This is a genomic window from Kribbella hippodromi (assembly GCF_039531045.1).
In the GTDB taxonomy this organism is placed as follows: domain Bacteria; phylum Actinomycetota; class Actinomycetes; order Propionibacteriales; family Kribbellaceae; genus Kribbella; species Kribbella hippodromi.
The window spans coordinates 16,748-42,734 of the sequence record NZ_BAAAPH010000026.1 but is presented as its reverse complement, the minus strand read 5'-3'; the positions used below and the strand labels follow the sequence as shown (position 1 = coordinate 42,734).

At 67.8% G+C, this 25,987-nt stretch carries 17 protein-coding genes; 11 read left to right on the top strand and 6 right to left on the bottom strand.

Annotated elements, in window-relative coordinates; genetic code table 11:
• Nucleotides 1-80: 80 nt before the first annotated feature.
• Complete coding sequence (locus tag ABD260_RS31535; protein WP_344239473.1) at nt 81-704, top strand: maleylpyruvate isomerase family mycothiol-dependent enzyme; 624 nt, start codon at nt 81-83, stop codon at nt 702-704.
• A gap of 24 nt (nt 705-728) precedes the next feature.
• On the opposite strand, the gene ABD260_RS31530 is transcribed toward ABD260_RS31535, so the two are convergent.
• Entirely contained in the window at nt 729-2,708 is a 1,980-nt protein-coding gene (locus ABD260_RS31530) for a potassium transporter Kup (protein ID WP_344239472.1), read from the bottom strand.
• Nucleotides 2,709-2,804: 96 nt separating this feature from the next.
• On the opposite strand from ABD260_RS31530, the gene ABD260_RS31525 reads away from it, so the two are divergent.
• Both ABD260_RS31525 and cpt read left to right on the top strand, forming a co-directional pair.
• Nucleotides 2,805-4,052, top strand: coding sequence for an MFS transporter (locus ABD260_RS31525; RefSeq protein ID WP_344239471.1), 1,248 nt, complete (start codon nt 2,805-2,807; stop codon nt 4,050-4,052).
• Nucleotides 4,053-4,061: 9 nt separating this feature from the next.
• A complete protein-coding gene (gene cpt / locus ABD260_RS31520; RefSeq protein ID WP_344239469.1) occupies nt 4,062-4,598 on the top strand; it encodes a chloramphenicol phosphotransferase CPT in 537 nt (178 codons plus the stop codon).
• Here the strand turns inward: cpt and ABD260_RS31515 are convergent.
• Nucleotides 4,595-5,194: a TetR/AcrR family transcriptional regulator gene (locus tag ABD260_RS31515; RefSeq protein WP_344239467.1), complete on the bottom strand. Its 600-nt coding sequence runs from the start codon at nt 5,192-5,194 to the stop codon at nt 4,595-4,597. The genes cpt and ABD260_RS31515 overlap by 4 nt on opposite strands.
• 61 nt (nt 5,195-5,255) lie before the next feature.
• Here ABD260_RS31515 and ABD260_RS31510 point away from each other — a divergent pair, with 61 nt between their 5' ends.
• Nucleotides 5,256-6,263 carry a glycoside hydrolase family 113 protein gene (locus ABD260_RS31510; RefSeq protein ID WP_344239465.1) on the top strand — a complete coding sequence of 336 codons (1,008 nt, stop codon included), beginning with the start codon at nt 5,256-5,258 and terminating at the stop codon, nt 6,261-6,263.
• Between the two features lies 1 nt (nt 6,264).
• Here the strand turns inward: ABD260_RS31510 and ABD260_RS31505 are convergent, their stop codons facing one another.
• On the bottom strand, nt 6,265-7,035 hold the full coding sequence (locus tag ABD260_RS31505; protein ID WP_344239463.1) for an SDR family NAD(P)-dependent oxidoreductase: 771 nt from the start codon (nt 7,033-7,035) through the stop codon (nt 6,265-6,267).
• A 194-nt stretch (nt 7,036-7,229) separates the two neighbouring features.
• On the opposite strand from ABD260_RS31505, the gene ABD260_RS31500 reads away from it, so the two are divergent.
• Nucleotides 7,230-9,392: a GMC oxidoreductase gene (locus ABD260_RS31500; protein WP_344239461.1), complete on the top strand. Its 2,163-nt coding sequence runs from the start codon at nt 7,230-7,232 to the stop codon at nt 9,390-9,392.
• 342 nt (nt 9,393-9,734) lie between these two features.
• Here the strand turns inward: ABD260_RS31500 and ABD260_RS31495 are convergent, their stop codons facing one another.
• Both ABD260_RS31495 and ABD260_RS31490 read right to left on the bottom strand, forming a co-directional pair.
• Nucleotides 9,735-10,253, bottom strand: a complete 519-nt coding sequence (locus ABD260_RS31495) for a VOC family protein (RefSeq protein ID WP_344239459.1) — start codon at nt 10,251-10,253, stop codon at nt 9,735-9,737.
• A 32-nt stretch (nt 10,254-10,285) separates the two neighbouring features.
• The gene (locus ABD260_RS31490) at nt 10,286-11,089 is read right to left on the bottom strand and encodes a LysR family substrate-binding domain-containing protein (protein WP_344239457.1); all 804 of its coding nucleotides are present in this window, start codon (nt 11,087-11,089) and stop codon (nt 10,286-10,288) included.
• A gap of 33 nt (nt 11,090-11,122) precedes the next feature.
• Between ABD260_RS31490 and ABD260_RS31485 the strand changes: the two genes are divergently transcribed.
• The 4 genes from ABD260_RS31485 to ABD260_RS31470 all read left to right on the top strand — a co-directional run bounded on the left by ABD260_RS31485 (nt 11,123) and on the right by ABD260_RS31470 (nt 14,342).
• Entirely contained in the window at nt 11,123-11,584 is a 462-nt protein-coding gene (locus tag ABD260_RS31485; RefSeq protein WP_344239455.1) for a DUF5997 family protein, read from the top strand.
• A 93-nt stretch (nt 11,585-11,677) separates the two neighbouring features.
• Nucleotides 11,678-12,925 carry an ABC transporter substrate-binding protein gene (locus ABD260_RS31480; RefSeq protein ID WP_344239453.1) on the top strand — a complete coding sequence of 416 codons (1,248 nt, stop codon included), beginning with the start codon at nt 11,678-11,680 and terminating at the stop codon, nt 12,923-12,925.
• Nucleotides 12,925-13,602, top strand: a complete 678-nt coding sequence (locus tag ABD260_RS31475; protein ID WP_344239451.1) for an amidohydrolase family protein — start codon at nt 12,925-12,927, stop codon at nt 13,600-13,602. Before ABD260_RS31480 ends, ABD260_RS31475 begins: the two co-directional genes overlap by 1 nt.
• A complete protein-coding gene (locus tag ABD260_RS31470; protein ID WP_344239449.1) occupies nt 13,599-14,342 on the top strand; it encodes an amidohydrolase family protein in 744 nt (247 codons plus the stop codon). Before ABD260_RS31475 ends, ABD260_RS31470 begins: the two co-directional genes overlap by 4 nt.
• On the opposite strand, the gene ABD260_RS31465 is transcribed toward ABD260_RS31470, so the two are convergent.
• The gene (locus tag ABD260_RS31465) at nt 14,332-15,696 is read right to left on the bottom strand and encodes an FAD-binding oxidoreductase (protein WP_344239447.1); all 1,365 of its coding nucleotides are present in this window, start codon (nt 15,694-15,696) and stop codon (nt 14,332-14,334) included. The genes ABD260_RS31470 and ABD260_RS31465 overlap by 11 nt on opposite strands.
• 149 nt (nt 15,697-15,845) lie before the next feature.
• Here ABD260_RS31465 and ABD260_RS31460 point away from each other — a divergent pair, with 149 nt between their 5' ends.
• Together ABD260_RS31460 and ABD260_RS31455 are read left to right on the top strand one after the other, a co-directional pair.
• Nucleotides 15,846-22,073 (top strand): RHS repeat domain-containing protein, encoded by a 6,228-nt coding sequence (locus ABD260_RS31460; RefSeq protein WP_344239445.1) that lies wholly within the window; start codon nt 15,846-15,848, stop codon nt 22,071-22,073.
• A gap of 157 nt (nt 22,074-22,230) precedes the next feature.
• Nucleotides 22,231-25,974, top strand: coding sequence for an RICIN domain-containing protein (locus tag ABD260_RS31455; protein ID WP_344239443.1), 3,744 nt, complete (start codon nt 22,231-22,233; stop codon nt 25,972-25,974).
• Nucleotides 25,975-25,987: the final 13 nt, after the last annotated feature.

The following is a 25,987-nucleotide window of genomic DNA, read 5'->3' as shown; positions in this document are numbered from 1 at the left end:
GGCCTTCCTTCACCGGCTCAGTCTCACCAGATCACCCCACCGCCGCAACAACCCGCGCCGTCGTCGGCTACGTTCCCCTCATGGACCGGGTGCACGAATGGATCGACGAAGGTACGGAGCTGTGCCGCGGCGCGCTGGCAGAGCTGGCGGGGCTCGACGGAGAATCGCTGTTGCCGGGGTGGACGCGTGGTCATGTGGCAGCGCATCTGTCGCTGAACGCGGCGGCGCTCGGCAACCTGGTGCATTGGGCCCGCACCGGCGAGGAGCGGCCGATGTACCCGTCGCGGGAGGCCCGCAACGCCGACATCGAGGCGTCGGCGGGACGCCCGGCGGACGAGCTGCGGACCTGGTTCGACGAGTCGGCGCGGGCGCTGGCGGACTCGTTCGGCGAGCTGACGGACGAGCAGTGGCAGGCACGGGTTCGGACCTCCCAGGGCGCGGTGGTGCCGGCGACGCGGATTCCGTGGATGCGGTCGCGCGAGGTGCTGATCCACGCGGTCGACCTGGGTACCGGCATCACCTTCGCCGACCTGCCTGCGGATTTCCTCGATGCCCTGTGCACGGACATCCGCCAGCAACGCGGTGACGTACCCGACCTGACCGGCCCGCTCCCAGAACTGGCCGCCTACCTGTCCGGCCGCCCCTACACCGACGTCCGCACCGCCGACGGCCACCCCGCCCCGCCCCTCCCGCCCTGGCTCTAGCGGCAAGCTCAAGTCGGACTGGCGCTAGACCTCGACGTGGGAGCCGATGATGACGGTTCGGTCGCGGGGGAGGCTGAAGGCTTCGGCGGCGTCCGCGGTGATGTGTGAGGTGGCGAGGAACAGCTGCTTGCGCCAGCCGGCCATCGTCCGTTCCTTGCCGCGCCGGAGCTCGATCTTGGACAGGAAGTACGACGCGTTGTCCAGATCGAGCGGCCCCTCGGAGTCGGCCGGATCCAGCAGCGCCAGCGCGGCCGGTACGTTCGGGCGCTCCATGTAGCCGAACCTGATCGTGACGTGGGTGATCCCGTCGTCGCCGTACCCGAGGTCGTTCACCGTCACCCGGTTCTCCTCGGCGACCCGCGGGACCGGCTCGGTGTCGATGGCAACGATCACGACGTGCTCGTGCCGGACCTCGTTGTGCCGGACGTTCGCCCGCAACGCCAGCGGGGCGCTGACGCCGCCACGGTTCAGGAAGATCGCCGTACCCGGGACGGTCCGGACCGGCAGCTTGCCGGAGCTCAACTCGTCGATGAACTCCTGCAGCGACCCCTCGACGCGTTCGCGCTCGGCGGTGACGACCTCGCGACCGCGCTGCCACGTCGTCATGACCGTGAACGCAGTGAGCGCGATCAGCAGCGGCAACCAGGCACCGTGCAGCAACTTGGTCAGGTTGGCCGCGATGAACAGCAGGTCGACCGTGAGCAGCGGCACCGCGCCGACCGCGATCAGCCATTTCGGTACGTTCCAGCGGTAGTGCGCGACATAGAAGAACAGCAGCGTGGTGATGCTGATCGTCCCGGTCACGGTCATCCCGTACGCGTACGCCAGCGCGGCCGAACTGCGGAACGCGAAGATCAGCGTCAGCACCGACACGAACAGCAGCCAGTTGACGAACGGTACGTAGATCTGGCCGATCGTGGTCGCCGAGGTGTGCGTGACCCGCAGCCGCGGCAGGTACCCGAGCCGGGCCGCCTGCGCCATCACCGAATAGGCGCCGGTGATCACTGCCTGTGACGCGATCACGGTCGCCGCCGTCGCCAGCAGCACCAGCGGCAGCCGGCCCCAGCTCGGGACCAGCAGGAAGAACGGGCCGCTGATGTTCGCGTGGTCCTTGAGGATCAGCGCGCCCTGGCCCATGTAGCTGAGCGTGCAGGCCGGCAGGACCAGGAACAGCCAGCCGCGGCTGATCGCCTGGCGGCCGAAGTGGCCCATGTCGGCGTACAGCGCCTCGGCGCCGGTGATCGACAGCACGATCGCCGCGAGCGCGAAGAACGCGATGTGGAAGTGCCCGGCCAGGAACCCGATCGCGTACGTGGGGGAGAGTGCTTTGAGGATCGCGGCGTGCGTGAGGATGCCGCCGATTCCGGCCACGCCGATGACCGTGAACCAGGCGATCATCACCGGCCCGAAGACCCGGCCGACCGACTCCGTACCGCGGCGCTGGACCATGAACAGCACGGTGATGATCACCGCGGTGATCGGGATGACGTACTCGCCGAGTGACGGCTGCACGAGCTTGAGTCCCTCGACCGCGGACAGTACCGAGATCGCCGGGGTGATCATGCCGTCGCCGAAGAACAGCGACGCGCCGAACAGGCCGACCGTCGCCAGCACCGCGGCCGCCCGCCGGCCCGGGTGGGTGGAGCGCCATTTGCGCAGCAGCGTGATGAGCGCCATCACGCCGCCCTCGCCGTCGTTGTCGGCGCGCATCGTGAGCAGGATGTACGTGACGGTGACGACGATCATCACCGACCAGAAGATCAGCGACACCACGCCGTACACGTTGTTGTCGCTGACCGGAACCGGGTGCGGGTCGGCCGGGTTGAACACCGTCTGCAGGGTGTAGATCGGGCTGGTGCCGATGTCGCCGAACACGACCCCGAGGGCGCCGACCATCACCGCCAGCTTGGCCGTGTCGCGCGCCTGGCTGCCGTGGGAGCCGGCCGGAGGCTCCGCGGTCGTGGCTGCGGAGTCCTGTCCGGCAGGCTCTTGCTGATCCGTCACATCCTCGGACGATACCCGCCCGGGGAGCTACTGGGACGCATGTCGAGGTCACCGCCCCGGCTCCGACGTTTCCGGTGACTGCGGAGGAGGTGCCGGATGACACCGGAGCGGGTGCTGAGGACGTACCTGACGCTGTGCCTGGTTGCGACCGGCGCGTCGTCGATGATCTGGGGCGTGAACACGCTGTTCCTGCTGAACGCCGGTCTCAGCGTCGGCCAGGCGTTCGCCGCGAACGCGTTCTTCACCGCCGGGATGGTCCTGTTCGAGGTCCCGACCGGTGTCGTCGCGGACACCATCGGGCGGCGTACGTCGTACCTGCTCGGGACCGTCTGTCTGATCGGGACGACGCTGCTCTATCTGTTGCTGTGGCGGGTGCACGCGCCGTTCGTGCTGTGGGCGCTGGTGTCGATGTTGCTCGGTCTCGGGTTCACGTTCTTCAGTGGCGCGACCGATGCCTGGCTGGTCGACGGGTTGCGTGCGACGGGGTACGAGGGGTCGCTGGATGCCGCGTTCGCGAAAGGGCAGGTGGCGAACGGCGTGGCGATGATGGCCGGGTCGATCGGCGGCGGCGTACTGGCGCAGGTCACGAACCTCGGGGTGCCGTACGCCGTGCGCGCACTGTTGCTGGTGGCCACCTTCGTGGTCGCGTGGCGGTCCATGCACGACCTCGGGTTCACGCCGAAAGCGCGGGTGTCGGTGCGCGCGGAGATGGGTTCGATCGTGCGCGCGTCCGTACAGAACGGTCTGGTGAATCGCCGGGTCCGCTGGGTGATGCTGGCCGGGCCGTTCACTGCTGGGGTGAGCGTGTACGGGTTCTACGCCGCGCAGCCGTATTTGCTGGAGTTGTACGGTCGCACCGACTCGTACGCGATCGCTGGTCTGTCCGCGGGGATCGTTGCCGGGGCGCAGATCGCGGGCGGGTTGTCGGCGGCGCGGTTGTCGCGGGTCTTCCGGGATCGGATCGTGTTGCTGATCGGGGCGGTGGTGGTGTCCGGTGCGGCGATCGCGCTGCTGGGGCTGGTGACGTCGTTCTGGGCGGCGCTGGTTCTGCTGATCGTGTGGGGGTCGGTGTTCGCCGGGATGACGCCGGTGCGTCAGGCGTACCTGAACTCGTACATCCCGTCGGAGCAGCGCGCGACCGTACTGTCCTTCGACAACCTGCTCGCGTCGGGCGGCGGGGTCGTGGCGCAGCCGGCGCTTGGCCGCGCGGCGGACGTTTGGGGGTACGGGACGGCGTACTTGTTCACGGCCGGCGTTCAGTTGCTGGCGGTGCCGTTCCTGGCGATCGCGCACCGGACCAGTGAGCCGAAAAGTGCTCGCGCTGCGGCCGGCGCCTGCGGTTAATCTTGCGCGGTGACTGCTCGATTGATCATCGTCAACGGTGGGTCCAGCTCGGGGAAGACCGGGATCGTCCGGTGCCTCCAGGCCGTACTGGACGAGCCGTGGCTGGCGTTCAGCGTGGACGATTTCGTGGCCGCGCTGCCGGCCGGGATGGAGGGCTCGGCGGACGGGATCGTGATCGGGCCGGACGGTGCGGTGACGGTCGGGCCTGGGTTCCGCCGGCTGGATGCGGCCTGGCTCGCGGGCATCGTGGCGATGTGCCGGGCCGGTGGGCGGGTGATCGTCGACGACGTGTTCCTCGGCGGACCGTCCTCGCAGCAGCGGTGGAAGGACGCGATCGGCGACGTGGAGACGGTCTGGGCCGGCGTACGCTGCGATCCCGCCATCGCCGCCGGCCGGGAGATCGCCCGCGGCGACCGCGCGCGTGGCATGGCCGAGCAGCAGGCGGTCGTGGTGCATGAGGGTGTCAAGTACGACGTGGAGGTCGACACGTCCCACACCGAGTCGATCGACTGCGCGCGGGCGATCGCCGCGTACGTACAGGGTTAGATCCGGTCGATCGCGCCGAGTACGCGGATGATGCGCGCTCGGTGGTCGGCGGCGACGACGGTCTCGGCTTCGCCGGACAGGATCCGGTGCAGCGACTCCAGGTGCACGGCGCGGTAGCCGGCGACCGTTAGTGCGGCGGTCAGGCGCGGCTCGGGTACGCCGGTCTGCTCCATCGCGTCGGCGATCGCCCGCTCGATCTGTCCGAGCAGTTCCCGGGCGCGGGCCTGGAGCGTACGCGACTCGGCGACCACCTCCCAGAAACGGCTGAACTGGCTGCGCATCGCGGCCAACGGGTCGCCCTCGTCGGCCAGCCGGACCAGCAGCCCGGACAGCGCGGCGACCGCCGACGTACCGTCCGGGCGATCGTTGACGGCGGCAACGACCAGCGCCTCGGCCTCCGGGTAGCGGTCGAAGAGCAGGTCTTCCTTGCGCGGGAAGTGCGCGAACACCGTCGGCCGCGCGACATCCGCCGCCTCGGCCACCTCGGTCACCGAGACCGCGTCGAACCCGCGCGCCAGGAACAGCCCGGTCGCGACCGTCGAGATCCGGTCCCGCAGCTCCGCCTTCTTCCGCTCCCGCCGCCCTGGCTGCTCCACGGCTGAACCATACTCGATAAAAACATGTACTGAGTATGAGTTTACTTGTACGCTGCTGGTCATGCGTTCGATCGGGGTGAACTACGACACCGGCCTGCAGTACGACGGCCGTAGTACGCGCGACCGCTTCGACCCGGCGGCCGTCCGGTACGACTTCGAGGTGATCGCTCGGGAGCTGCATGCGCCTGCGGTTCGTGTGGTCGGTACCGATCCGGACCGCCTCGTGGTCGCCGGCGAGGCCGCGCTGGCGGCGGGCCTCGATCTGTGGTTCTCCCCGATGCCGATGGATCTGGAGCCGTCGGAGTACATCGCCTTCCTGGCTGCTTGTGCCGCTCGTGCGGAGGGCTTGCGGCAATCCGGTCGCGGTGAGGTTGTGCTCGTGCTGGGCTGCGAGCTGTCCGTGTTCTGCAAGGGGCTTGTCCCCGGTGAGAGCTCGGGGGAGCGGCTCGCGTTCATGGGCGATCCCGCGACCTGGACGGATCCGGACAAGCTCGCCCAGTTGCAGGCGGGGCTCTCGCGCTGGGGCGACGTGCAGCGGAAGCTGGTGGCCGCCGCACGGGACGTTTTCGCCGGGCGGATCACGTACGCCGCCGGGATGTGGGAGGACGTGAACTGGGACTTGTACGACATCGTCGCCGTCGACGCGTACCGGGACGCCGGCAACGCTGCGACCTTTGCGGACGAGTTGGCGGCGCGGGCGAAGTGGGGGAAGCCGGTTGTTGCCACCGAGTTCGGGTGTTGTGCGTACCGGGGCGCGGGCGCGCGTGGTGGTGCGGGGTGGATGATCGTCGACCGAAGTGCCGACCCGCCCGTCATCAAGGGGACTTTCGAGCGGGACGAGGAGGAACAAGTGGAGTATCTGCTCGGGCTTGTCGAGGAGTTCGACCGGATCGAGCTGGCGGCGGCGTTCTGGTTCAGTTTCGCCGGGTTCGGTTTGCCGCATCGGCCGGAGGATCCGCGGCACGATCTCGACCTCTCGTCGTACGGGCTGGTCGCTGTTGACGACGACGGCAGTTGGCGACGCAAAGAGGTCTTCGGCAAGCTCGCGGAGCTGAACGCGAACCGGTGATTCAGGTGGCTGTGTAGCCGCCGTCGACGGGGAGGACGGCGCCGGTGACGTATGCGGCGGCCGGGGCGGCGAGGAACGCGTACGGGGCGGCGATTTCGTCGACGGTGGCGCGGCGGCCGAGTGGGGTGAAGGTGCTGATCCGCTGATCCGAGGCGGGGTCGTCGTGGGCGGTGACGCTGTCCATGATGTTGGCGACATACCCGGGCGCGACCGCGTTCACCCGGATGCCGTGCGAGGCCCACTCCGCGGCGAGGGTGCGGACGAGCTGGTTGATCCCGCCTTTGCTGGCCGCGTACGGCGCGAGCGTCGGGATGCCGATCTGGCCGGCGATGGACGAGGTCATCGTCACCGAACCTTGGCGCTCGTGGGCGATCCAATAGCGCGCGGCTGCTTGCGCGGGGAGGAAGGCGCCGCGCAGGTTGACCGCGAGGATGCGGTCCCATTCGTCAGGCGTGTATTCGACTGCCGGCTTGATGACGTCGATGCCGGCGTTGCAGACCAGATGATCCAGCCCACCGAACTCGCGTACGGCCGCTGCCACTAGCCCTTCGGCAACCTCGGGGTCGGTGATGTCGCCCGGCCTCCCGACGACGCGCCCGGGGAATTCACCGGACAGTTCGGCGACCGTCGCCGCGGTCTCATCCGCCGGGTGCCCGTTGACCACCACGGAGGCGCCTTGCCCCAGCAACGCCCGCGCGATGCCCAACCCAATCCCCCGACTGGACCCGGTCACCACCGCCACCACACCTGACAGATCGAACAGTCCACTCATACGGCTCACGCTAACGCCCCGATTGCGTACCGAAGGACAGGTAGTGCACTGGCGAGACGGTGTACGCACGGCGGTCTGCACGCTCAGGTGCACTAGGTGGTCTGCGACTACCTCCTGTTCTTCGGTGCCTGGGTCGGCTGGGAGACATGCCTGAGGGGCGGCGGTGGGATGGTTGGGCGTGGAAGGATTCGGGGGTGCGGCTTTCCGGAGAGCAGCGGGAATTGCTGGAGTGGTTGGCGGAAGTTGTTGTGCCGGCGGATGAGAGTCCGTCGGCAGCCGGCGGGGTGGTGGAGTTCGTCGAACGCGTCCTGACGACGGACCGCCCGGACTGGCTCCCACGAGTACAACGCGCCCTCACCGCAGCCGCGAACGCCCGCACCGACGCTGGCGCTGACGCCCGCACCGACGCCCGCTCCGACGCTGACGCTCGCACCGACGATGGCGCTGACGCCCGCGCCCGCACCGACGCCCACGCCGACGCTGCAGGTGGTGTGGAGGGCGGTGGTGCTGTGGGTGGTGGTCCTGCTGCGGGGGCGGGGGTGCTGGGTGGGGCTTTGGCTGGTGGGGATGGTGGGTGGTTGGTGTGGTTGGTGGCGCAGGGGTATTACTCGGGCGCGGCGGGCTGGGAGTCGGCGGGTTGGGCGCCTGTGGGGTGGCGGTCGGGGGAGTTTGAGAGCGCGGGGACGCGACTGACGGTGACGGCTCCAGACGCGCTGGGGGAGCGGTATGACTGCGTGGTGATCGGCTCCGGCGCAGGTGGAGGCGCGGCGGCGCAGGTGCTCGCCGAGTCGGGGCGGTCGGTGCTGGTCGTGGAGCTGGGGAGTTATCCGTCGACCGCGGAGCTGGCCCGCGACCACCTGCGGAACCCACGGTCCGTCGCCGGACTACCTGCGCCCACCGACCCCGACCCCCAAGGACGCCCGCGGATCTCGGTGGTGGACGGCGTACGGACCCACGTGCTTCCACCGGACGGTGGTTGGGGCAACAACGCCTTCACAGTCGGCGGCGGTACGCGGGTGTACGGCGCGCAGGCCTGGCGTTTCGTACCACTGGACTTCCGGATGGCCTCCACCTACGGCGTACCCGACGGCAGCGCCCTTTCCGACTGGCCGATCTCGTACGAAGACCTCGCGCCGTACTACACCCTCGCCGAACACCGCTTCGGGGTCAGCGGCGCCGGCACCGACCCGTGGCACGAACCGCGCACTCTGCCCATGCCCGCACTCCCGCACACCGGCCCCACGCACCGGTTGGCGGACGCGGCCGGGCGGCTCGGTTGGGGCACGCTCGACGTACCGCTGCTGATCAACTCGACCGAATACCAAGGACGCTCCGCGTGCGTACGTTGCGCGCAGTGCGTCGGCTTCGCCTGCCCGGTCGAGGCGAAGGGCGGTACGCACAACACCGCTCTTCCGGCCGCGCTCGCCACCGGCAACTGCACTCTCGTCACCGAAACAACCGCCGAACGGCTGATCACGGATTCATCCGGCCGGGTTGTCGGCGTCGCGCTGGTGGGCACGGACGCGTACGGGCACATCTGGCGACGCACTGTTTCCTGCGCGGAGGTGGTCGTGGCCGCGGGTGCTTCCGAGACGCCGCGGTTGTTGCTGAACAGCGCGCACGACGGCGAGCCGTACGGGATCGGCAACAACCACGATCAGGTCGGGCGGCACCTGCAGGCTCATGTGTACGCGGGTGCGGTCGGACTGTTCGACGATGAGGTGACCGATTTCGCCGGGCCGGGGGCGTCGATCGCGACGTGTGATTTCCGGCATGGGAACGACGGGATCGTCGGGGGTGGGATGCTCGCGAACGAGTTCGTGCCGACACCTGCCGCTACCTATGACTACCTGACGAGTGCCGGGTTGATCCCGCGGGCCGGGCTGGCGAGCAAGCAGGCGATGCGACGGGAACTCAGGCGGATGGTGCGCGTGGTCGGGCCGATCCAGGAGATGTCGTCGGCGGAGTCGCGGGTCCGGGTCGATCCTTCGGTGGTCGACCGGTTCGGGAATCCGGTGGTGGTGACGAGCGGGTCGATCCATCCCGAGGATGTTCGCGCGCACGCCTTCATGAGCGCGAAGGCTGCCGCATGGTTGGAGGAAGCCGGTGCCGCACGAACCGCCGTCGGCACTGTCGGCACCCGAGCTCAGGCCAGCACCGGCCAGCACCAGGCCGGCACCTGCCGAATGGGCACCGACCCAGCCCACTCGGTCACCGACCCCAACGGCCGCATCTGGGGCCACCCCAACGTCTGGATCACCGACGCCTCCCTCCACGTCACCAACGGAGGCGTAAACCCAGTCCTCACCGTCCTGGCCAACGCCCTCCGCATCACCACCCACCTCACCCACACCTAACCCACCCCAGAACCACCCACCTGACCTGCAGCTAACCCGCCCCAGAACCACCCACCTGACCTGCAGCTCGCGCGCCCCGGGACCACGCACGTCACCCACAGCTGACCCGCCCCAGAACCACCCAGCTGACCCGCAGATGAGGTGCCCCGGAAGCACCTGCCTGACCTGTTGTTCCACCCGCCGAGTCAGCTCGCTCGCGCATCAGTGAGCGGGTCATCCGCTGAGGACCTACAGCGCCCGCGTCAGCTGATCGGCGAGCGGATCATCCGCGGTGGACCTGACCTGCACCCGTCGTGTCAGCTCGCTCGCGCAGCGGCGAGCGGAGCATCTGTGGTGGAAGTTTCAGGCGGTGGTGCGGGAGATGCCTACTCCGCTGTGGGTTTCGCGGCCGTACTTGGTGATTTCGGACTGGAGGTCCAGGCGGGTGATGCCGGTTTTGTTGCGGTCCTCGGCGGTGAGGAGGGCGGCGGGGATGATCCAGACGATCTCGAACTCCAGCCCGTCGGGGTCTTTCCCGTACAGCGACTTGGTGGTGCCGTGGTCGGAGGCGCCGACCAGTGCGCCGTGTGCGCCGAGCGCCGCGGCCAGGTCCTCCAGGTCACCGAGGGTGTCCACCTCCCAGGCGAGGTGGTACAGCCCGACCGACGTCCGCCCGGCACCCGACGGCGCCGCCTGTGAACCGATCTGGAACAGCCCGAGGTCGTGGTCGTTGCTGGACCCCGGCGCCCGCAGGAACGCCGCGCCGGGGATGGCGTCACCGGTCTCGGTGTACCCGAAGCCGAGGACGTCTCGGTAGAACGCGACGCTCGCCGCGACGTCGCGTACGTACAGGACCGCGTGGTTCAACCGGAAGATCGCCATACCGCCATAGTAGTTGAAGACTCAACCGAATTCTAGCGACGCCGCTTCTTCCCCCGCGCACTGCCCGCTTTGGCACCCTTCCGAGGCCCCGCAGCACCTTTCCGAGGCGCCGCAGCACCCTTCCCGGCCCCACCATCCTTCCGACCAGCAGCACCCTTCCGACCAGCGCCGTCCTTCCGGCCTCCGCCGTCGTTCTGCCCGGCGCCGTCCTTCCGGGGCGCGGTCTTCTGCGGTTCAGCGGGCGCGGTTCCGCGGCTGCTGTTCACCGTCCGCCCGCGCACGATCCCGATCAGCTGCTCGACCAACTCGGAAGCCGATTCCTCCGGCCAACTCAGCGCCACCTGCGACTCCGGCACCCCCACCACCGGCCGGTACGTCAGGTCCTTCCGGTGATGCAGCCGCGCCAGCGATTGCGGTACGACCAGCACGCCGGTGCCCATGGCAACCAGCTCGATCGCCTCCCCGGTCCGTACCGGCCGCTCCGCGATCACCCGCCCGGGCGGCCGATCCCACTCGAGTACGTCATCCAACGGGTGCAGCACGAGCTCGTCGGCGAGATCGTCCACCGTGACTTCGTCCGCCGCGGTGATCAGATGGTCTTTGGGTACGACAACCACCGACTGCTCCACGTACAGCGGAATCGCGTGCAGGCCGGTGCGGTCGATCGGCAACCGCAGCAGCGCCGCCTCGACCTCCGCACCACGGATCGAACCGGGCGCCTCCGCCGCCGTGACCTGGACGAGCTCGAGCGGAACGCGCGGCAGCCGCTCGCCCCAGATCCGGGCCCATTTGGCGGGTGTCACGCCGGGAACGTAGCCCAGCCGGAATCCGGTCACGGTGCTGAGGTTACCGGGCGTTACGCTGCTGCCATGACGGCGCGCAATACTCCCCGGAAATCCACGCAGACGATGAAGCCTGCCACCGCGGCGAAGAAACTCGAGGTGTACCTGCCGGCGACGCCCGCGGAGTTCCAGGACGGGGTGGTTTCGCGCGACGAACTGGACGCGCTGCAGGCGGACCCGCCGGAGTGGCTGCGGGAGCTCCGGCGCGACGGTCCGCACCCTCGGTCGGTGGTCGCGGCGAAGCTCGGGGTGTCGATCAGCGGCCTGGCCCGGGCCGGGGTGACGGACGCGCTGACGACGGCCGAGATCGAGGAGATCAAGGCGGCCGATCCGGACTGGCTCCGGCACGAGCGCGAGACCCAGGCGGACGTCCGCCGGCTGGCCGCCGAGCAGAAGCGCGCCGAGCAGGACAAGGCCGAGCAGAAGATGGCCGAGCAGAAGCAGGCCGGGCAGCGGCGCACCGAGCCGAAGCGGCCTGGCCGCCGGTAACCAGTCGGCGTCGGCTCGTCACCAGGGGTTGACGCCGGCCCACAGACCCGCTGTAGTTTCGGTCATGGCCGAAAAAGAGCAGCGGGAGGTCGGATGCGCCGCAACCGGTTCGTGAGTCTGGTGACCGTCGCCGCCATCGCCTTGACGGCGGCAGCTTGCCAGGGAAAGACCGCGGCCAAACCGGCCGTCACCGTCTGGATGTACCCGGTCATCGCCGACGAGCAGAAGTCGACGGCGTACTGGGGATCGATCGAGAAGGACTTCGAGACGGCGAACCCGGACATCGACCTGCGGATCGAGCAGCAACCGTGGGCGAACCGGGATCAGAAACTGGCGACCGCGTTCTCCGGCGGCAAAGGCCCGGACGTGCTGCTGCTCGGTCCGGATCAGATCCCGCAGTTCGTCACCGGTGGTTCGCTGTCGCCGGTCGACAAGGTGCTGGAGAAGGACAAGGACAAGTTCCTGTCCGGTGCACTCGACGCGCTGACCGTCGACGGCAAGCTGTACGCGGTCCCGATCTATCACACGGTCACCACGACGATCTACAACAAGAAGCTGCTCGACAAGGCCGGGATCAGCAAGCCGCCGGACACCTGGGACGAGATCAAGGCCGCCGCGCCGAAGCTCAAGCGGGCCGGAGTCGCGACGCTCGACTACTCCGCCTCGCCGGAGACCTCGCTGAACCTGAGCTTCTACCCGCTGCTCTGGCAGGCCGGCGGTTCGGTGTTCGCTGCGGACGGCAAGAAGGTCGCGTTCGACCAGGCGCCGGGCGTCGAGGCGCTGACGTTCCTGAAGGGCCTGTATGACGAGGGCGCCATCCCGAAGAGCGCGTTGAGCAACACCAACCTGGTCGCCGACCAAGCGCTCGGCCGCGGCCAGGCAGCGATGGGTTTCACGAACACGCTGACGGACGTACAGACGGTGGCGCCGAGCTGGGGTGCCGCGAACGTGATCGTCGGTGTGCCGCTGCAGAACAAGAAGCGCGTCGGTTTCGGCCTGCCCGGGGGACTGGCGGTGAACGCGGGATCGAAGAACGTCGACGCCGCCGAAAAGTTCCTGAGCTTCATGACGCAGCCGAAGCAAGAGATCAGCATGGCGACCGCGTCGAACTTCCTGTCCCCGCGGACCGATGCGCCCGTACCGGCAAGCGATGCACGGTCGAAGAAGTTCGATGACGCCTTGCAGTACGCGTACTCGGGTGAGGTGAATCCGGCCGCGCGACAGATCATGGCCCTGGTGGCGGTGCAGATCCAGGCCGTACTGACCGGGAAGAAGACGCCGCAGCAAGGCCTCGACGATGCCGCGAAGCAGGCGAACGACCTGCTCGCCCGGCAGCGCTGATGCGGGTCGTCGACGTCAATCGCATCATCGGACCCATCACCACGGACGACGTACCGAGCAAGGACGCGCCGGGACTGCTGGCCGAGCTCGACCGGATAGCGATTGACGCGGCCTGTGTCGTGCACTCGCATGACCTGTACTACGACCCAACCACGGCGGCTGAGCTTCCGGTCGATCCACGGTTGATCCGCGTACCGGTCGTGGTGCCCGGTCCGCTCGGCTGCACGGCGCCGGCGGACGCACGGATCGTACGGTTATGTCCTTCGGAGCATCGGTTCTTGCTGACCGGATCGCACGGTCTCGCGACGGCGCGGGAGCTGGCCGAGCGTGACGTGACCGTACTTCTCGCGTTGGAGAGCGCGGGTTCGGTGCATCAACTGGCAACGTCGGTGCCGGCGCTGCGGATCGTGCTGATCAACACCGGCTACCGCGCGTTGCGTGAGCTCGCGGATCTGATGGACGTACATCCTCAGCTCCGCGTCGACACCGCGACCTTGTGCGGGCATTTGTCGGTCGAGTGGATGGTCCGGAGGTACGGTGCGCAGCGCGTCCTGTTCGGCACGGGCGCACCGATCACCGACGATGCGGGTCCGCGGTACCAGCTCGATCACCTTGAACTCCCTGCCGACCAGATCGAGCTGATTGCCGGCGGCAACATCTTGGAGCTGATCGGATGATCATCGACGCGCACGGGCATCTCGGCTCCTGGTACGCGTTCGCGATCCCGGACAGCTCGACCGCGAGCCTGGTCCGGGTGATGGACCAGTGCGGCGTCAGCACGATGTGCGTCTCCCATCTGCTCGCCATCGGCCCCGACGCCGCCGCCGGTAACGCGTTGCTCCTCAAGGAGCTCGACCGCTATCCCGGACGCTTCCTCGGGTACGCCGTCTTCGACCCGCACGCTCCGGACGCGCGCGCCCGAACCGCCGACCTGCTCACCCGCCCCGGCATCGTCGGCCTGAAGCTCCATCCGGACACCCACGAGTACGCCCTGGACGGTCCCGCGTACGCCGCCGCCTTCGAACTCGCCGCCGAACACGACCGCATCGTCCTGTCCCACGGCATGTTCGGCTCCCCGTGGTGCGCCCCCGCGCACTTCGCTACAGTCGCCGCCCGGTACCCGTCAGTCGAACTCCTGATGGGCCACGCCGGCCTGTTCCCCGCCGGCTTCCCAGCCGCCGCCGAGGTCACCAACCAGCACCCCAACGTCACCCTGGAGCTCTGCGGTTCCCGCACCACCGCCCGCCACGTAGCCCGCCTCGTAGCCGAGGTAGGCGCCCACCGAATGGCCTTCGGCTCCGACGCCCTCTTCCTCGACCTCCGAGTCGGCCTGGGCCGAGTACAACTAGCCCCCATCACCCAGCCCGACCGCGATCAACTGCTGGCCGGCACGATGACCCGCTTACTCAAGCGTTGACCGGGCCGTACGGGAAGACGCGGTTGGGGTCGTAGGTGGTGCGGAGTTCGGCTAGGCGGGTGAAGGTGTTGGTGGGCCAGGAGGCTTTGTAGGAGCCGGGGAGGGTGAAGGCGCCGGCGAAGTTGACGGTGGTTTCGGGGTTGATCCATGGTTTGAGGGCGGTGAGGACGGCGTCGGCGGCGGCCGGGAGGGCCGTGTCGAAGAGGGCCGGGTCGGGGACGCCGATCATGGCCAGGGTCGCGGCGCCGGTGCGGCCGCCGACGGCGGTGGTTTCGGGGAGGTCGCGGGTGGTGGCGCCGCCGAGGTGGCGGAGTTCGACCGCGATCATCGGGAGTTGCTGGTCGGGGCCGGCCACCTGGAGGAACGTGCTGACGAAGTCGGCGTCGAGTTCGGAGAGCAGCAGGCCGCGGTCCCAGGACGGGGTCGGGTCCTTCGGGTCGTTGTGGATCAGCGGGAGGTCGCTGCCGGGCATCTCGCCGACGGCGTCGATCAGCGGCGTCCCGGCGGCGCGGATCGGCTCGAACAGGCGCTGACCTTCGGCGGCGTCACCGACGTACGCGAACCGGACGCTCGCGACGGTCTTGCCGCGCAATGGTGCAGGGATGAACTCGAGCGGTGGGAGGCGGAGGATCACCACCGAGGAGTTCGCGGTTTCGGGGAGCGACTTGGTCCAGTCGGCCCAGGTGCCGAGGACGGCCGGGATGTGCTCGGCGTCGAAGAACACCGATCCGCCGTACAGGGTGCGCAGCTCGACGAGTTCGAAGTCCATCGCGGTGACGATGCCGAAGCCGCCCTTGCCGCCGCGGAGGGCCCAGAACAGGTCCGGGTTCTCGGTCGCGTTCACGTTCAGTACGTCGCCGGTCGCGGTGACGAGCCGGAAACCGCGGGCCCAGTCGGACGAGAAGCCGTAGGTGCGGGCGAGCGGGCCGAGGCCGCCGCCGAGGGTGTACCCGATGCAGCCGACCTGGTCGGACGCGCCGGCCACCGGTACCAGACCGTGCGGCGTGCCGGCGGCGATGACCTCTTCCCACCGGCTGCCGGCGGAGATGTGCGCGATCTTCGTCGCGGCGTCGACGGTCACGCCGGTCATCCGGGTCGTGGTCACCACGATGCCGTCCTGGATCGGCACGGGGATGCCGTGGCCGGTGGCGAGCACGCGCACCGGTGTGCCGCTCGCGGCGGCGGCGCGGACGACCGCTGACGCGTCGGCTTCGGACGTCAGCCCGACGACCACGTCCGGCGTGTGCGTCACCGCGAGGTTGAATCCGGACAGTTCCGCGGCGTACCCGTCGTCGCCGCGGGCCAGCACCGGACCGGCGACCGCGTCCCGCAACTGATTGATCAAGTCGTTCATTCTTTCTTTCCCTCCCTGAGTCCCACCCTGAGCTGAAGTCTTTCCTTCGGGAGGGTCACAGCGCACGCGGTTTTTCGACGCCGATCGAAAAGGTCGCGGAGCGCAACAAGCTGCATCACCCTGTGATCACCGCCTCCCTAGGAGACCCGATGACCGCCCAATCGGATCGTTCCCAGGTGCGCAGCGGCCGCCCTGTCCTGCGTCGGAGCCTGCGCACAACCGTCTCTCTCGTCCTCGGCCTGTCCCTGCTGGCCGGGAATCAGCAGCAAGGATTCACCGCGACCGCCGGTGCGCCGAAACCGGACCCGAAGATCGTGCTTCGCAAGGACAAGTCCGTCCCCGGGGTCGAAGCGCAACCGGCCCGGCAGGGCGCTGATCCGGCGATGGCCGATGCGGCCCAGGCCCGTACGCGGCAGGTCAGCTGGCCGTCGGCCGGTTCGGCGGAGGTCGCCGTGCCGCAACCGGGTGACGGTACGAAGCTCGGCCGGTGGAACGCGCTGCTGTCCGGCGCACCCGCCGAAACCAAGCAGAAGGCCGCCGGGTTGCCGATCTGGATCGGTCCCGGAACGGAAGCCACCCGCACGTGGATGTCTACTGGTACGGCCGGCGGCCCGGCGAAGGTCCGGGTCTCGATGTCGGGCCGGCAAGGTGACGCCCTGACGGTGAAGGTCCAGCGCGCGGATGGTGTCGCGACCGCGGGCAAGGTCCGGCTGACGCTGGACTATTCCGCGTTCCAGGACACCTACGGCGGCGGCTGGTCGAACCGGTTGCGGCTGTCCGCCGCCGGCAAGTCCGTTGCTACCAGCAACAAAGGTGACGGAACCTTGCAAGCCGAGGTGCCGACCGGGACCACGCTGACGATGGCCGCGGCCGATTCCGGTGGAGGCGGTGATTACAGCAAGGGTGAGCTGTCCGGTGGCGCGGCGAAGTGGACGATCGGTGGACCGTCCGGTGCGTTCGAGTGGTCGTTGCCGATCGACGCCCCGCCCGGGATCGGCGGCCCGCAACCAGCCGTCGCGCTCCAGTACTCGTCCTCGTCCCTCGACGGCCTGACCTCCTCCTCGAACAACCAGGTGTCCGCGGCCGGCCAGGGTTTTGACATCGGTGGCGGTGGTGCGATCGAGCGCAAGTTCAAGAGCTGCTCGAAGGACGCCGGCAACAACGGTACGAAGATCACCGGCGACATGTGCTTTGCCACCGAGAACGCCAGCCTGGGGATGACCGGCAAGTCCGGCGACCTGTTCCTGGTGGCCAAGACCAGCACCTCGGAGACCTGGCGGCTGCGCGGTGACGACGGCACCGTGATCGAGAAGCTCTGGGGTACGGCGAACGGCGACGACGGGATCGCGGCGAACGAGAAGGGTGAGTACTGGCGCGTCACCACCAAGGAGGGTACGAAGTTCTACTTCGGCCTGAACCGCCTTCCTGGCTGGACCGCCGGCAATCCCGAGACCGGTTCGGCGATGACGATGCCGGTGTTCGGCAACAACGCGGGGGAGCAGTGCAACCGAAGCGCCTTCGCGGACTCGTGGTGCCAGCAGGCGTTCCGCTGGAACCTCGACTACGTCGTCGACCGGCACGGCAACACGATGAGCCTGTTCTACGACAACGAGACCAACAACTACGCCCGGACCGCCACGGCGACCACAGTGAGTTCGTACGTGCGAGCCGCCAACCTGAAGCGGATCGAGTACGGCCAGCGCGACGGCCAGGTGTACACGCAGAACGCTGTCGGCAGGGTGCTGTTCACCATGGCCGAGCGGTGTGAGGGTACGAACTGCGGCCCGACGCAGCCGGCGACCTACCCGGACACTCCGTTCGACCTGGCGTGTACTAGCGCGACAAAGTGCGACAACCACTACACACCGACGTTCTGGACGCAGAAGCGGTTGGCCCAGGTCACTACGCAGGTCTGGCGGCCCAGTGGGTTCAATGACGTGCAGACGTGGACCCTGCGGCACGAGTACACCAATGGTGCCGGTACGGGCCGGGCGCTCTGGCTGGAAGCGGTGTCGACGACCGGCAAGGTCGGTGGTGATCTGCAGATGCCGGAGACCAACTTCGACGGCATCGGGCTCGACAACCGCGTTGACCCGGCCAACCCGAACCTGCCGAACATGGTGTGGTTCCGGGTCCAGGCCATTCACTACGGGACCGGTGGTGACCTGGCGGTCAAGTACTCCGACAAGCAGTGCACCGCGGCGAACCTGCCCGATCCGGCCAACAACGACAAGCTGTGCCATCCGCAACGCTGGACACCACCGGATCAGGCCGAGCGACAAGACTGGTTCCACAAGTACGTCGTGACCGAGGCAAACGAGGTGGACCGGAGTGCGACGAGCAGCGTGCCCGCCGCACCCGTCCCGGTGACCAGCAAGGTCGAGTACGTCGGTACGCCTGCCTGGCACTACGACGAACAGGACGGTCTGGCTGACACGACCACGCACACCTGGAACCAGTGGCGCGGCTACGAGCGGGTGCGGCTGGTCAAGGGCGCTGCTGCTGAGCCGCAGTCAGTGACGGACACGCTGTACTACCGGGGCATGAACGGCGACCGGAAGGCCGACGGCTCAGCACGCGTAGTGAAGCTGACTGACTCCACTGGGACAGCAGTCGACGACTCTGATGAGTTCTCTGGCCAAGTACGTGAGCAGATCACGTACGCGGGTTCCACTGTGGTGAACAAGACCATCAACGACTACTGGCGTTCGCCACAGCCCACTGCGGTCGAGTCACGGCCATGGGGGACTCGGTACGCCTATCTGACTGGTCAGAAGGGCGTCACGCAGTACCAGGCGGTGGACGGTGGCGTACTGCAGGTGGCGAACCGGCATGAGTACGACGCCAAGGGCCGGCTGCTGTCGAAGCAGCTGGCCAATGACGCCAGTACGCCGGATGACGACACCTGCACGCGCTATGAGTACCTGGATAACGCTGCGACCGGTCTGCAAGAGCTGTTGTCCCGTGAGCAGACGGTGTCTGTCGGGTGCGATCAGCCGTGGACGAAGGACCAGGTACTGAGCGATGAGCGGGTCTACTACGACGACAACACCTCACTGACCGCCACACCGACCCGTGGTGTTCCGACCAAGGGCGAGCGGCTGTCCGGGTTCGACAGCAGCGGCAACCCGAAGTACGAGACTGTGTTCACCGCGACGTACGACCCGTACGGGCGGCGCACCAGTCTGACCAACGCGCTTGGGAAGACGTCGCGGACCAGTTTCAGCCCGGAGTACGGTCCGACCACCAAGGTCATCCAGTACGCGCCGAACGGGCTGCAGTCGTCGGAGGAGTTCGAGCCGGCCTTCGGTGAACAGATCGCGGCGACTTCACCGGACGGGAAGCGCGCCGAGGTGACACTCGACCCGCTCGGCCGGACGTCGAAGGTGTGGCATCCGGGGCATGCCCGGTCCAGCAGTCAGGCGGACGTGGAGTACGAGTACCTGCTGCGCGGTGACGCGTCGTCCGCGATCATCACCAAGGCCCGGCTCGGCGACAACCGGTACGACGTCACGTACGACCTGTACGACGGACTGCAGCGGCTTCGCCAGACGCAGGAGGGTACGCCCGCTGGTGGCCGGTTGATCACGGACTACCGGTACGACAGTCGCGGCAAGCAGAGCATCGTCTCCGGTGCGTACTACAACGAGGCACTGCCGAGTACGGAGATCCTGTACGTCGACGACGCGGTTGTACCGAAGCAGGAGGTGACTGTCTGGGACGGTGCGGACCGGCCGTCGGCGCAGATCTACAAGTCGGAGGGTCAGGAGAAGTACCGCACCAGCCACCAGTTCACCGCGACCCGGCAGAGCGTCGACCCACCGCAGGGACAGGCACCGACGACGCGGATCACCGATGCACGCGGCCGGCTCACGGAGTTGCGCCAGTACCAGGGCGACACGTGGAGCGGTGCGTACGACAGCACCAAGTACACGTACACGCCGCTCGGCCAGCTGCAGACGATCACTGATGCCGCGGGCAACGTGTGGCGGTACCAGTACGACATCCAGGGCCGGCGCATCTCGGAGTCCGATCCGGATCGCGGTACGACGACGTACACCTTCAACGCGGCGGACCAGATCGTTTCCAGTACTGACGCGCGACAGGTGACGACGGCGTTCACGTACGACGACATCGGGCGGAAGACGTCGCAGCGCAGCGGATCGGTGACCGGACCGGTGCAGATCGCGTGGACGTACGACACACTCGCCGCGGGGCGACCGACCTCCACTACGCGGTACGTGGGCGGCAACGCGTACACGACGGCGTTTACCGGGTACGACGACGCTGGACGACCTACTGGGCAGTCGGTGACGCTGCCGCAGGCGGAAGGGGCGCTGGCCGGCACGTATGCGGTGTCGCAAAGCTATACAGCCGACGGCAAGCTGGCGAGCCGTACGTTGCCTGCCGTTGGTGATCTGGCCGGTGAAACGCTCTCGGTGAACTACAACGACCAGAGCCTGCCGACGTCGATGAGTAGCGAGCTGGGGACCTACGTACGGCGCAGCAGCTACACGCCGTTCGAAGAGACCGACACGCTGACGCTGGGCACCGCGAACGGGCGCTGGGTGCAGCAGCGGTTCGAGTACGAGTACGGGACGCGCCGGGTGAGCCGGGTGGTGACGGACCGCGAACTGTCGCCGCGGCGGATCTCCGACACCGAGTACAACTACGACCCGGCCGGCAACATCACCAAGATCTCCGACACCCCGTCCACTGCGAGTGGCGAGGCTACTGACACGCAGTGCTTCAACTACGACTACCTGCGGCGGCTGACGCAGGCATGGACACCTGGTTCGGGTGACTGTGCCACATCACCCACTGCTGCGGGTCTGGGCGGTCCGGCGCCGTACTGGCAGAGCTGGACGTTCGACAAGGCCGGCAACCGGCAGACCGAGAAGAAGGTGCTACCTACTGGCGCCACCACGACCAGCACCTACACGTACGGCGTCGGTACCCAACCGAACGCGTTGAAGAGCGTCACCACGACCGGACCGGCTGGTACGACGACCAACAGCTACGGGTACGACCAGACCGGCAACTTGACCACCCGTACGCAAGGCAGTGCGACCGAGACGCTGAGCTGGACCGAGGACGGCAAGCTATCGGCGTCCAGCAAGGGCTCGTCGTTCGTGTACGACGGTGACGGCAACCGGATCCTGCGCCGCGACTCCAGCGGTACCACGCTGTACTTCGGTGAAACGGAGGTGCAGCTCGACAAGGACGGGAAGCTGCACGGCACCCGGTACTACACGTTCGGCGACGACGTTGTCGCGGTACGGGCCGACGGCAAACTGAGCTGGCTGCTGGCCGACATCCACGGCACACCGAATATCGCGGTCGATGCCACCAGCCAGGCGGTTCAGCGGCGGCGCACCACTCCGTACGGGGAAACCCGGGGGACCGCACCGAGTGAGTGGCCGGGGCAGCGCGGTTTCCACAAAGGGGTGACCGATCCGGATACCGGGTTCGTGCATCTCGGTGCGCGCGAGTACGACCCGGTGACCGGGCGGTTCATCTCGGTCGATCCGGAGATCGATGCGCAGGAACCGCAACAGCTGAACGGGTACGCGTACGCGAACAACAACCCGGCGACCTTCGAGGACTCCGACGGCCGGTTCGCGATCGTCGCGATCCCGGTGGTGATTCCGGTCATCCTGATCGCGGTCGTGGTGGTGGTCGCGGTGTTCCTGCTGTACGAGATCGTCAAGATCCTCGTCCAGGTGGTCGAGTGGGTGGTGGAGAAGGTCTGGAACTTCCTCCGCTGGCTGTGGGAGAAGGTCACCCATCAGGTCACCCGCTGGGTCGAACAGTTCCGGACCGTGATCAAAGTGATCGAGCAACGGATCACCCAGTTCGTGATCAAGGTGATCAACAAGATCAAGTGGATCTACAAGAAGATCGCGGACAAGATCCGGAAGCCACCGCGGAAGCCGCCGGACGTGGTCAAACCGAAGCCCAACACGCCGCGGCCGCCGCCGAAACCGCAGACGCCCAAACCCGGCGGCAGGCCGAACGGTCCGCGGCCGCCGAACAAACCGGAGAAGCCGAACCGCGGGAACGTCGGCGAGCGGATCAAGCAGGAGCGGGCCCAGCAGCGCGCCGAACAGAAGCGCCGGTGGGAAGACATCCAGGAGCAGATCCGCGAACAGGTCGGCAACCCGAAACGGGAGGACTGGAAGGCGGAGACGGTCGAGGAGGTCAACCCGCACCCGACCAAGTACCCCGACGGCACCCCGAAGTGGAAGAACAACTACGACAGCAAGGACTTCGAGTCGATGTCAGGAACCAGTACCGGATGGAAGGGTTTCCTCAGCGGAGACCTCCTGCGCCGAGTCCTCGACGTAGTCAAGTGGTGGGACGGCCTCGGTGGCTAGCCGCCGCGGTCTGGTTGCCGGTTGTGTGGCGCTGCTCCTGCTGACACCGGCAACCACACCCGCCAATGCCGCCCAGCCAACCGCCGCGCCGGCGCCTGCTGCGCAGCCGCGGGTGGAGCTGACCGAGAGTACTGAGGTTTCGGTTGACTCTTCTGGGATGCACACGCTGGTGGCGCATCCGGCGCCGGTGCGGGTGCGGCGGGGGGACGGGTGGGTGCCGGTCGACACCACCTTGCGGGTGGGAGCGGACGGGAAGGTGCGTCCGCAGGCCGCGGTTGCGGACGTGGTGCTGTCGGGTGGTGGTGATCGGGGGCTGGTGTCAGTAGCCGAGGGCAACAACCGGCTCGGCCTCAGCTGGCCGACGACTCTGCCGGCACCACAACTCGACGGCCCGACCGCCACCTACCAAGAAGTCCTCCCCGGCATCGACCTCAAGATCCGCGCCGAGGTAGACGGATTTGCGCAGGTACTAGTGGTGAAGAACCGCCAAGCCGCCACCGCCCTCCGCACGCTCGACTTCGGCCTCACCACCAGCGGAGTCCACGTCAAACCGGCAACCAACGGCGCAACAGTCGCCGTGGACAACAAGAACCGCCCGATCTTCGCCGCGGACAAAGCAGTCATGTGGGACAGTGCCGACGGGGCAGCCCACCACACCACCATGCCCACCACCCGAACCCGCTCCGGCCTTTCCGTCGTACCGGACCGCGCCCTCCTCACCTCCCCAACCACCAAGTATCCCGTGTACGTAGACCCGTCCTGGACCACCGGCGCCCAGCTCTGGACGCACGTCAACCAAATGGCCCCCGACGAGTCGTACTGGAACTACGACCGAGCCGAAGGCGCCAAGGTCGGTCTCTCCTGGGACCTGGCCGTCAGGTACCGCTCGTTCTTCCGCTTCGACACCACCGCCCTGGCCGGCTCCCGGGTCGTCTCTGCGGCCTTCGACATCGTCCTGGACCACTCGCCCTCCGGCAGCCCAACCCCGGCCGCCCTCTGGCGTACCGCGCGCATCGACGCCAACCAGCCACTCACCTGGAACAACTCGACCAACCACTGGCAACAGGAACTGGCCCAGGCCAGCGGCAACGCCTGGACCGGCCACCAACCCGACATGAGCATGCGCTTCACCAGCGACGCGGTGAAAAGCACCGTGCAGGACGTCGCCAGCACCCGTACCTCAACCGCCACCTTCGGCCTGCGCGCACCGGACGAGGGCAACAAGTACCAGTGGAAGAAGTTCCGCCCAGACACCGCCGCCTTGGTCGTCCGCTACAACAACGCACCGCGCCCGCCGGACAAGGTGAACTTCTCCCGCCCGCGCCCCTGCGGCCCCGCCTCCACCCCAACCGTGGTCAGCGGCCTCGTCCCACCGTCCTTCTCAGCAGTGGCAAGCGATCCCGACAACGACAACCTGGTCACCAAACTGTCGATCCGCCGCGCAGACAACAACGCAGTTGCCTACGAGTCCACCTCCAGCACAACCACTTCCGGCGCCGCGTTCGCCTGGCCGCAGCTCCCGTCCGGTGCACTGGCGCCCGGCGTACCGTACTACTACGTTGCCAGCAGCAACGACAACGTCGCGGACGACGGCATCGAGTACGGTGCCGAGAGCCCACGCTGCTACTTCGTACTGGACGCGCAGCCACCGGCCGTACCGCAACTGGCCTCAACCGACTTCCCGCCCGACGGTGAGGAAGGCATCCCAGCGCGTACGACCGGTGTGGTGACGCTCCGCCCGGCCGCAGCCGACACGGACGTGGCCGAATACATGTACGGCTTCCAGCAGGACCGGGTGCTCTCCCGCATCAAAGCCGGACCGGACGGTACGGTGCAGCTGCCCGTGACAGTCTGGCCGGATCCACAAACCGGCATCCCGCAGCGGCGGCTGTACGTCCGCGCGGTCGACCGGGCCGGCAATGTCAGCGCGGTCACCCGTGCGTACGACTTGGTCGCGTCCGCGAACACCACCCAGATCCCCAGGGTCCGTGGTGACATCAACGGCGACGGCCGTGCGGATGTCAGTGCGGTGCTGGACCACGGCTGGGGCCGGACCGCGGTCTGGAACGTGTTCGCCAAGCCAGGAGGTCTGCAGACCGGGACACTGGCCTGGGACTCGGGTGAGAACGGTGGGTTCGCGCTGTACCGCACCCGACCGGTGCAGGGCGACTTCGACGGTGATCAGCGAGCCGACATCATGCTGTTCCGCGAGGAGGCCGGCCGGCGCGTCGCGGCGTACCTGTTGAAGTCGGACGGCAACCGGTACGACGCTCCGTCCAACCCGGTCTGGTACTCCGGTTCGGCCGGCTGGCCGCTCAGCGGCGCCCGGATCATCTCCGGTGACGTGAACGGCGACGGCAAGGACGACGTAGCCGTACAGCTGGACAACGGCAACGGCGGCTGGCGGATCATGCTGTTCCCCGGCGGCAACCTCGGTACTCCGGTGCAGTGGGTGAGTACGACGGGGGACTGGTCCCGTAGCGCACCACTGCTTGCTGACGTGGACGGTGACGGCCGCGACGACTTGGTTGACATGACCAACCTCGGCGCCTGCCGTACGCAAGTCACAGTGCGCAAGTCAACCGGCACGTCCTTCAGCGCCACGCCCACCACGCTGTACGAAGGTGACTACTGCTGGGACAAGAGCAAGCCGGTCGTAGCGGATGTCAACGGTGACGGCAAGGACGACCTCGTCGCGATGTACGAGTACGGACAGAACGACCTTGCACTGCGGGCGTTCGTCTCCAGCGGTACCGCGATGACCGAGGCGCAGTGGTACCGCGGTGCACTCGACCCGGCGAAGGCGGCGCTCAGTGCGGGCGACTACACCGCCGACGGCAAGGACGATGTCGCACTGGTGTACGCGTTGGACAACGGTGGACGGGACGTCTCGATCCTGGCGTCGACCGGATCAGCCTTCGGAGCACCGGCGTCCGGCTGGCGCGAGGCCACAGTCGGTGCGACCACCGGACCGAAGTTCGACATCGACAACCGGGCGTACGAGCTGGTCGCACGGCACAGCAGCAAGTGCCTGGACGTACCGGGCGCGAGTCAGACGGACGCTGCGCCGATCCAGCAGTACGAGTGCAATGGCAACATCCAGCAGCGCTTCCGACTGGCGCAGATCGCCGGTACGGATCAGTTCGAGGTGCACACCGTGCATGGGAACGGTGGGAAGGACGACGGCAAGCCACGGTGCTTCGACGTCGAGGACATGCGCCAGGACGACAACGCCCCGCTGCTGCAGTGGCCCTGCTCCGGGACTGGCAATCAGCAGCTGACTGTGGAGTACCTCGAAGGGAGTAGCTACGACACAGTTGTCAGACTGCGCTTCGCACACAGTAGTAAGTGCGCTGCGGTACCGGACAGCTCGCTCGGTAACGCAGTCACCGTCGTCCAGCAGACCTGTACCGCACAGGCGAACCAGCAGTGGCTGCTGCGTCCGGTGTTCACCGGTCAGACGCTGGACGGCCGGTACAAGCTGGCAGCTGTGCGCGGCGGCAAGGTACTGGACATCCAGGACTGCGGAACAGTTCCGACCAGTAGCGAGATCCGGATGTGGGACTGGGTGCCGGGCAGCCCGTGCCAGCGCTGGCAGCTCAAGCCGATGGGTGACGACGTCTACCAGATCTACGACCCGAACTCACAGCGGAACGTCGACGTCCAGGGGTGCCCGGGCAGCAACGCGTCGCCAGTGCTTCCGGTGACTCCGAGTGACAGCGCGCAGTGCCAGTTGTGGCGGATAGAACCGGCGATCGACGGCTCGTGGAGCATCCTGCAGAACACGTCCGGCCGATCGATGGATGTGGCCGGCTGCAGCGATCAGGCCGGCGCCGACGTGATCACCTGGCCGTACTGGAACGGGCAGTGTCAACGCTGGAATCTGACCCCGATGAACTGACTAGCAGCACCCG

Bases quoted from the DNA above. Each gene is read 5' to 3' on its own strand.
- ABD260_RS31455 (WP_344239443.1), top strand. From the start codon at position 22,231: ATGCACACGCTGGTGGCGCATCCGGCGCCGGTGCGGGTGCGGCGGGGG.
- ABD260_RS31495 (WP_344239459.1), bottom strand. From the start codon at position 10,253: ATGGCGATCTTCCGGTTGAACCACGCGGTCCTGTACGTACGCGACGTC.
- ABD260_RS31510 (WP_344239465.1), top strand. From the start codon at position 5,256: ATGCGTTCGATCGGGGTGAACTACGACACCGGCCTGCAGTACGACGGC.
- ABD260_RS31460 (WP_344239445.1), top strand. From the start codon at position 15,846: ATGACCGCCCAATCGGATCGTTCCCAGGTGCGCAGCGGCCGCCCTGTC.
- ABD260_RS31480 (WP_344239453.1), top strand. From the start codon at position 11,678: ATGCGCCGCAACCGGTTCGTGAGTCTGGTGACCGTCGCCGCCATCGCC.
- ABD260_RS31525 (WP_344239471.1), top strand. From the start codon at position 2,805: ATGACACCGGAGCGGGTGCTGAGGACGTACCTGACGCTGTGCCTGGTT.
- ABD260_RS31535 (WP_344239473.1), top strand. From the start codon at position 81: ATGGACCGGGTGCACGAATGGATCGACGAAGGTACGGAGCTGTGCCGC.
- ABD260_RS31465 (WP_344239447.1), bottom strand. From the start codon at position 15,696: ATGAACGACTTGATCAATCAGTTGCGGGACGCGGTCGCCGGTCCGGTG.
- ABD260_RS31475 (WP_344239451.1), top strand. From the start codon at position 12,925: ATGCGGGTCGTCGACGTCAATCGCATCATCGGACCCATCACCACGGAC.
- ABD260_RS31505 (WP_344239463.1), bottom strand. From the start codon at position 7,035: ATGAGTGGACTGTTCGATCTGTCAGGTGTGGTGGCGGTGGTGACCGGG.
- ABD260_RS31485 (WP_344239455.1), top strand. From the start codon at position 11,123: ATGACGGCGCGCAATACTCCCCGGAAATCCACGCAGACGATGAAGCCT.
- ABD260_RS31470 (WP_344239449.1), top strand. From the start codon at position 13,599: ATGATCATCGACGCGCACGGGCATCTCGGCTCCTGGTACGCGTTCGCG.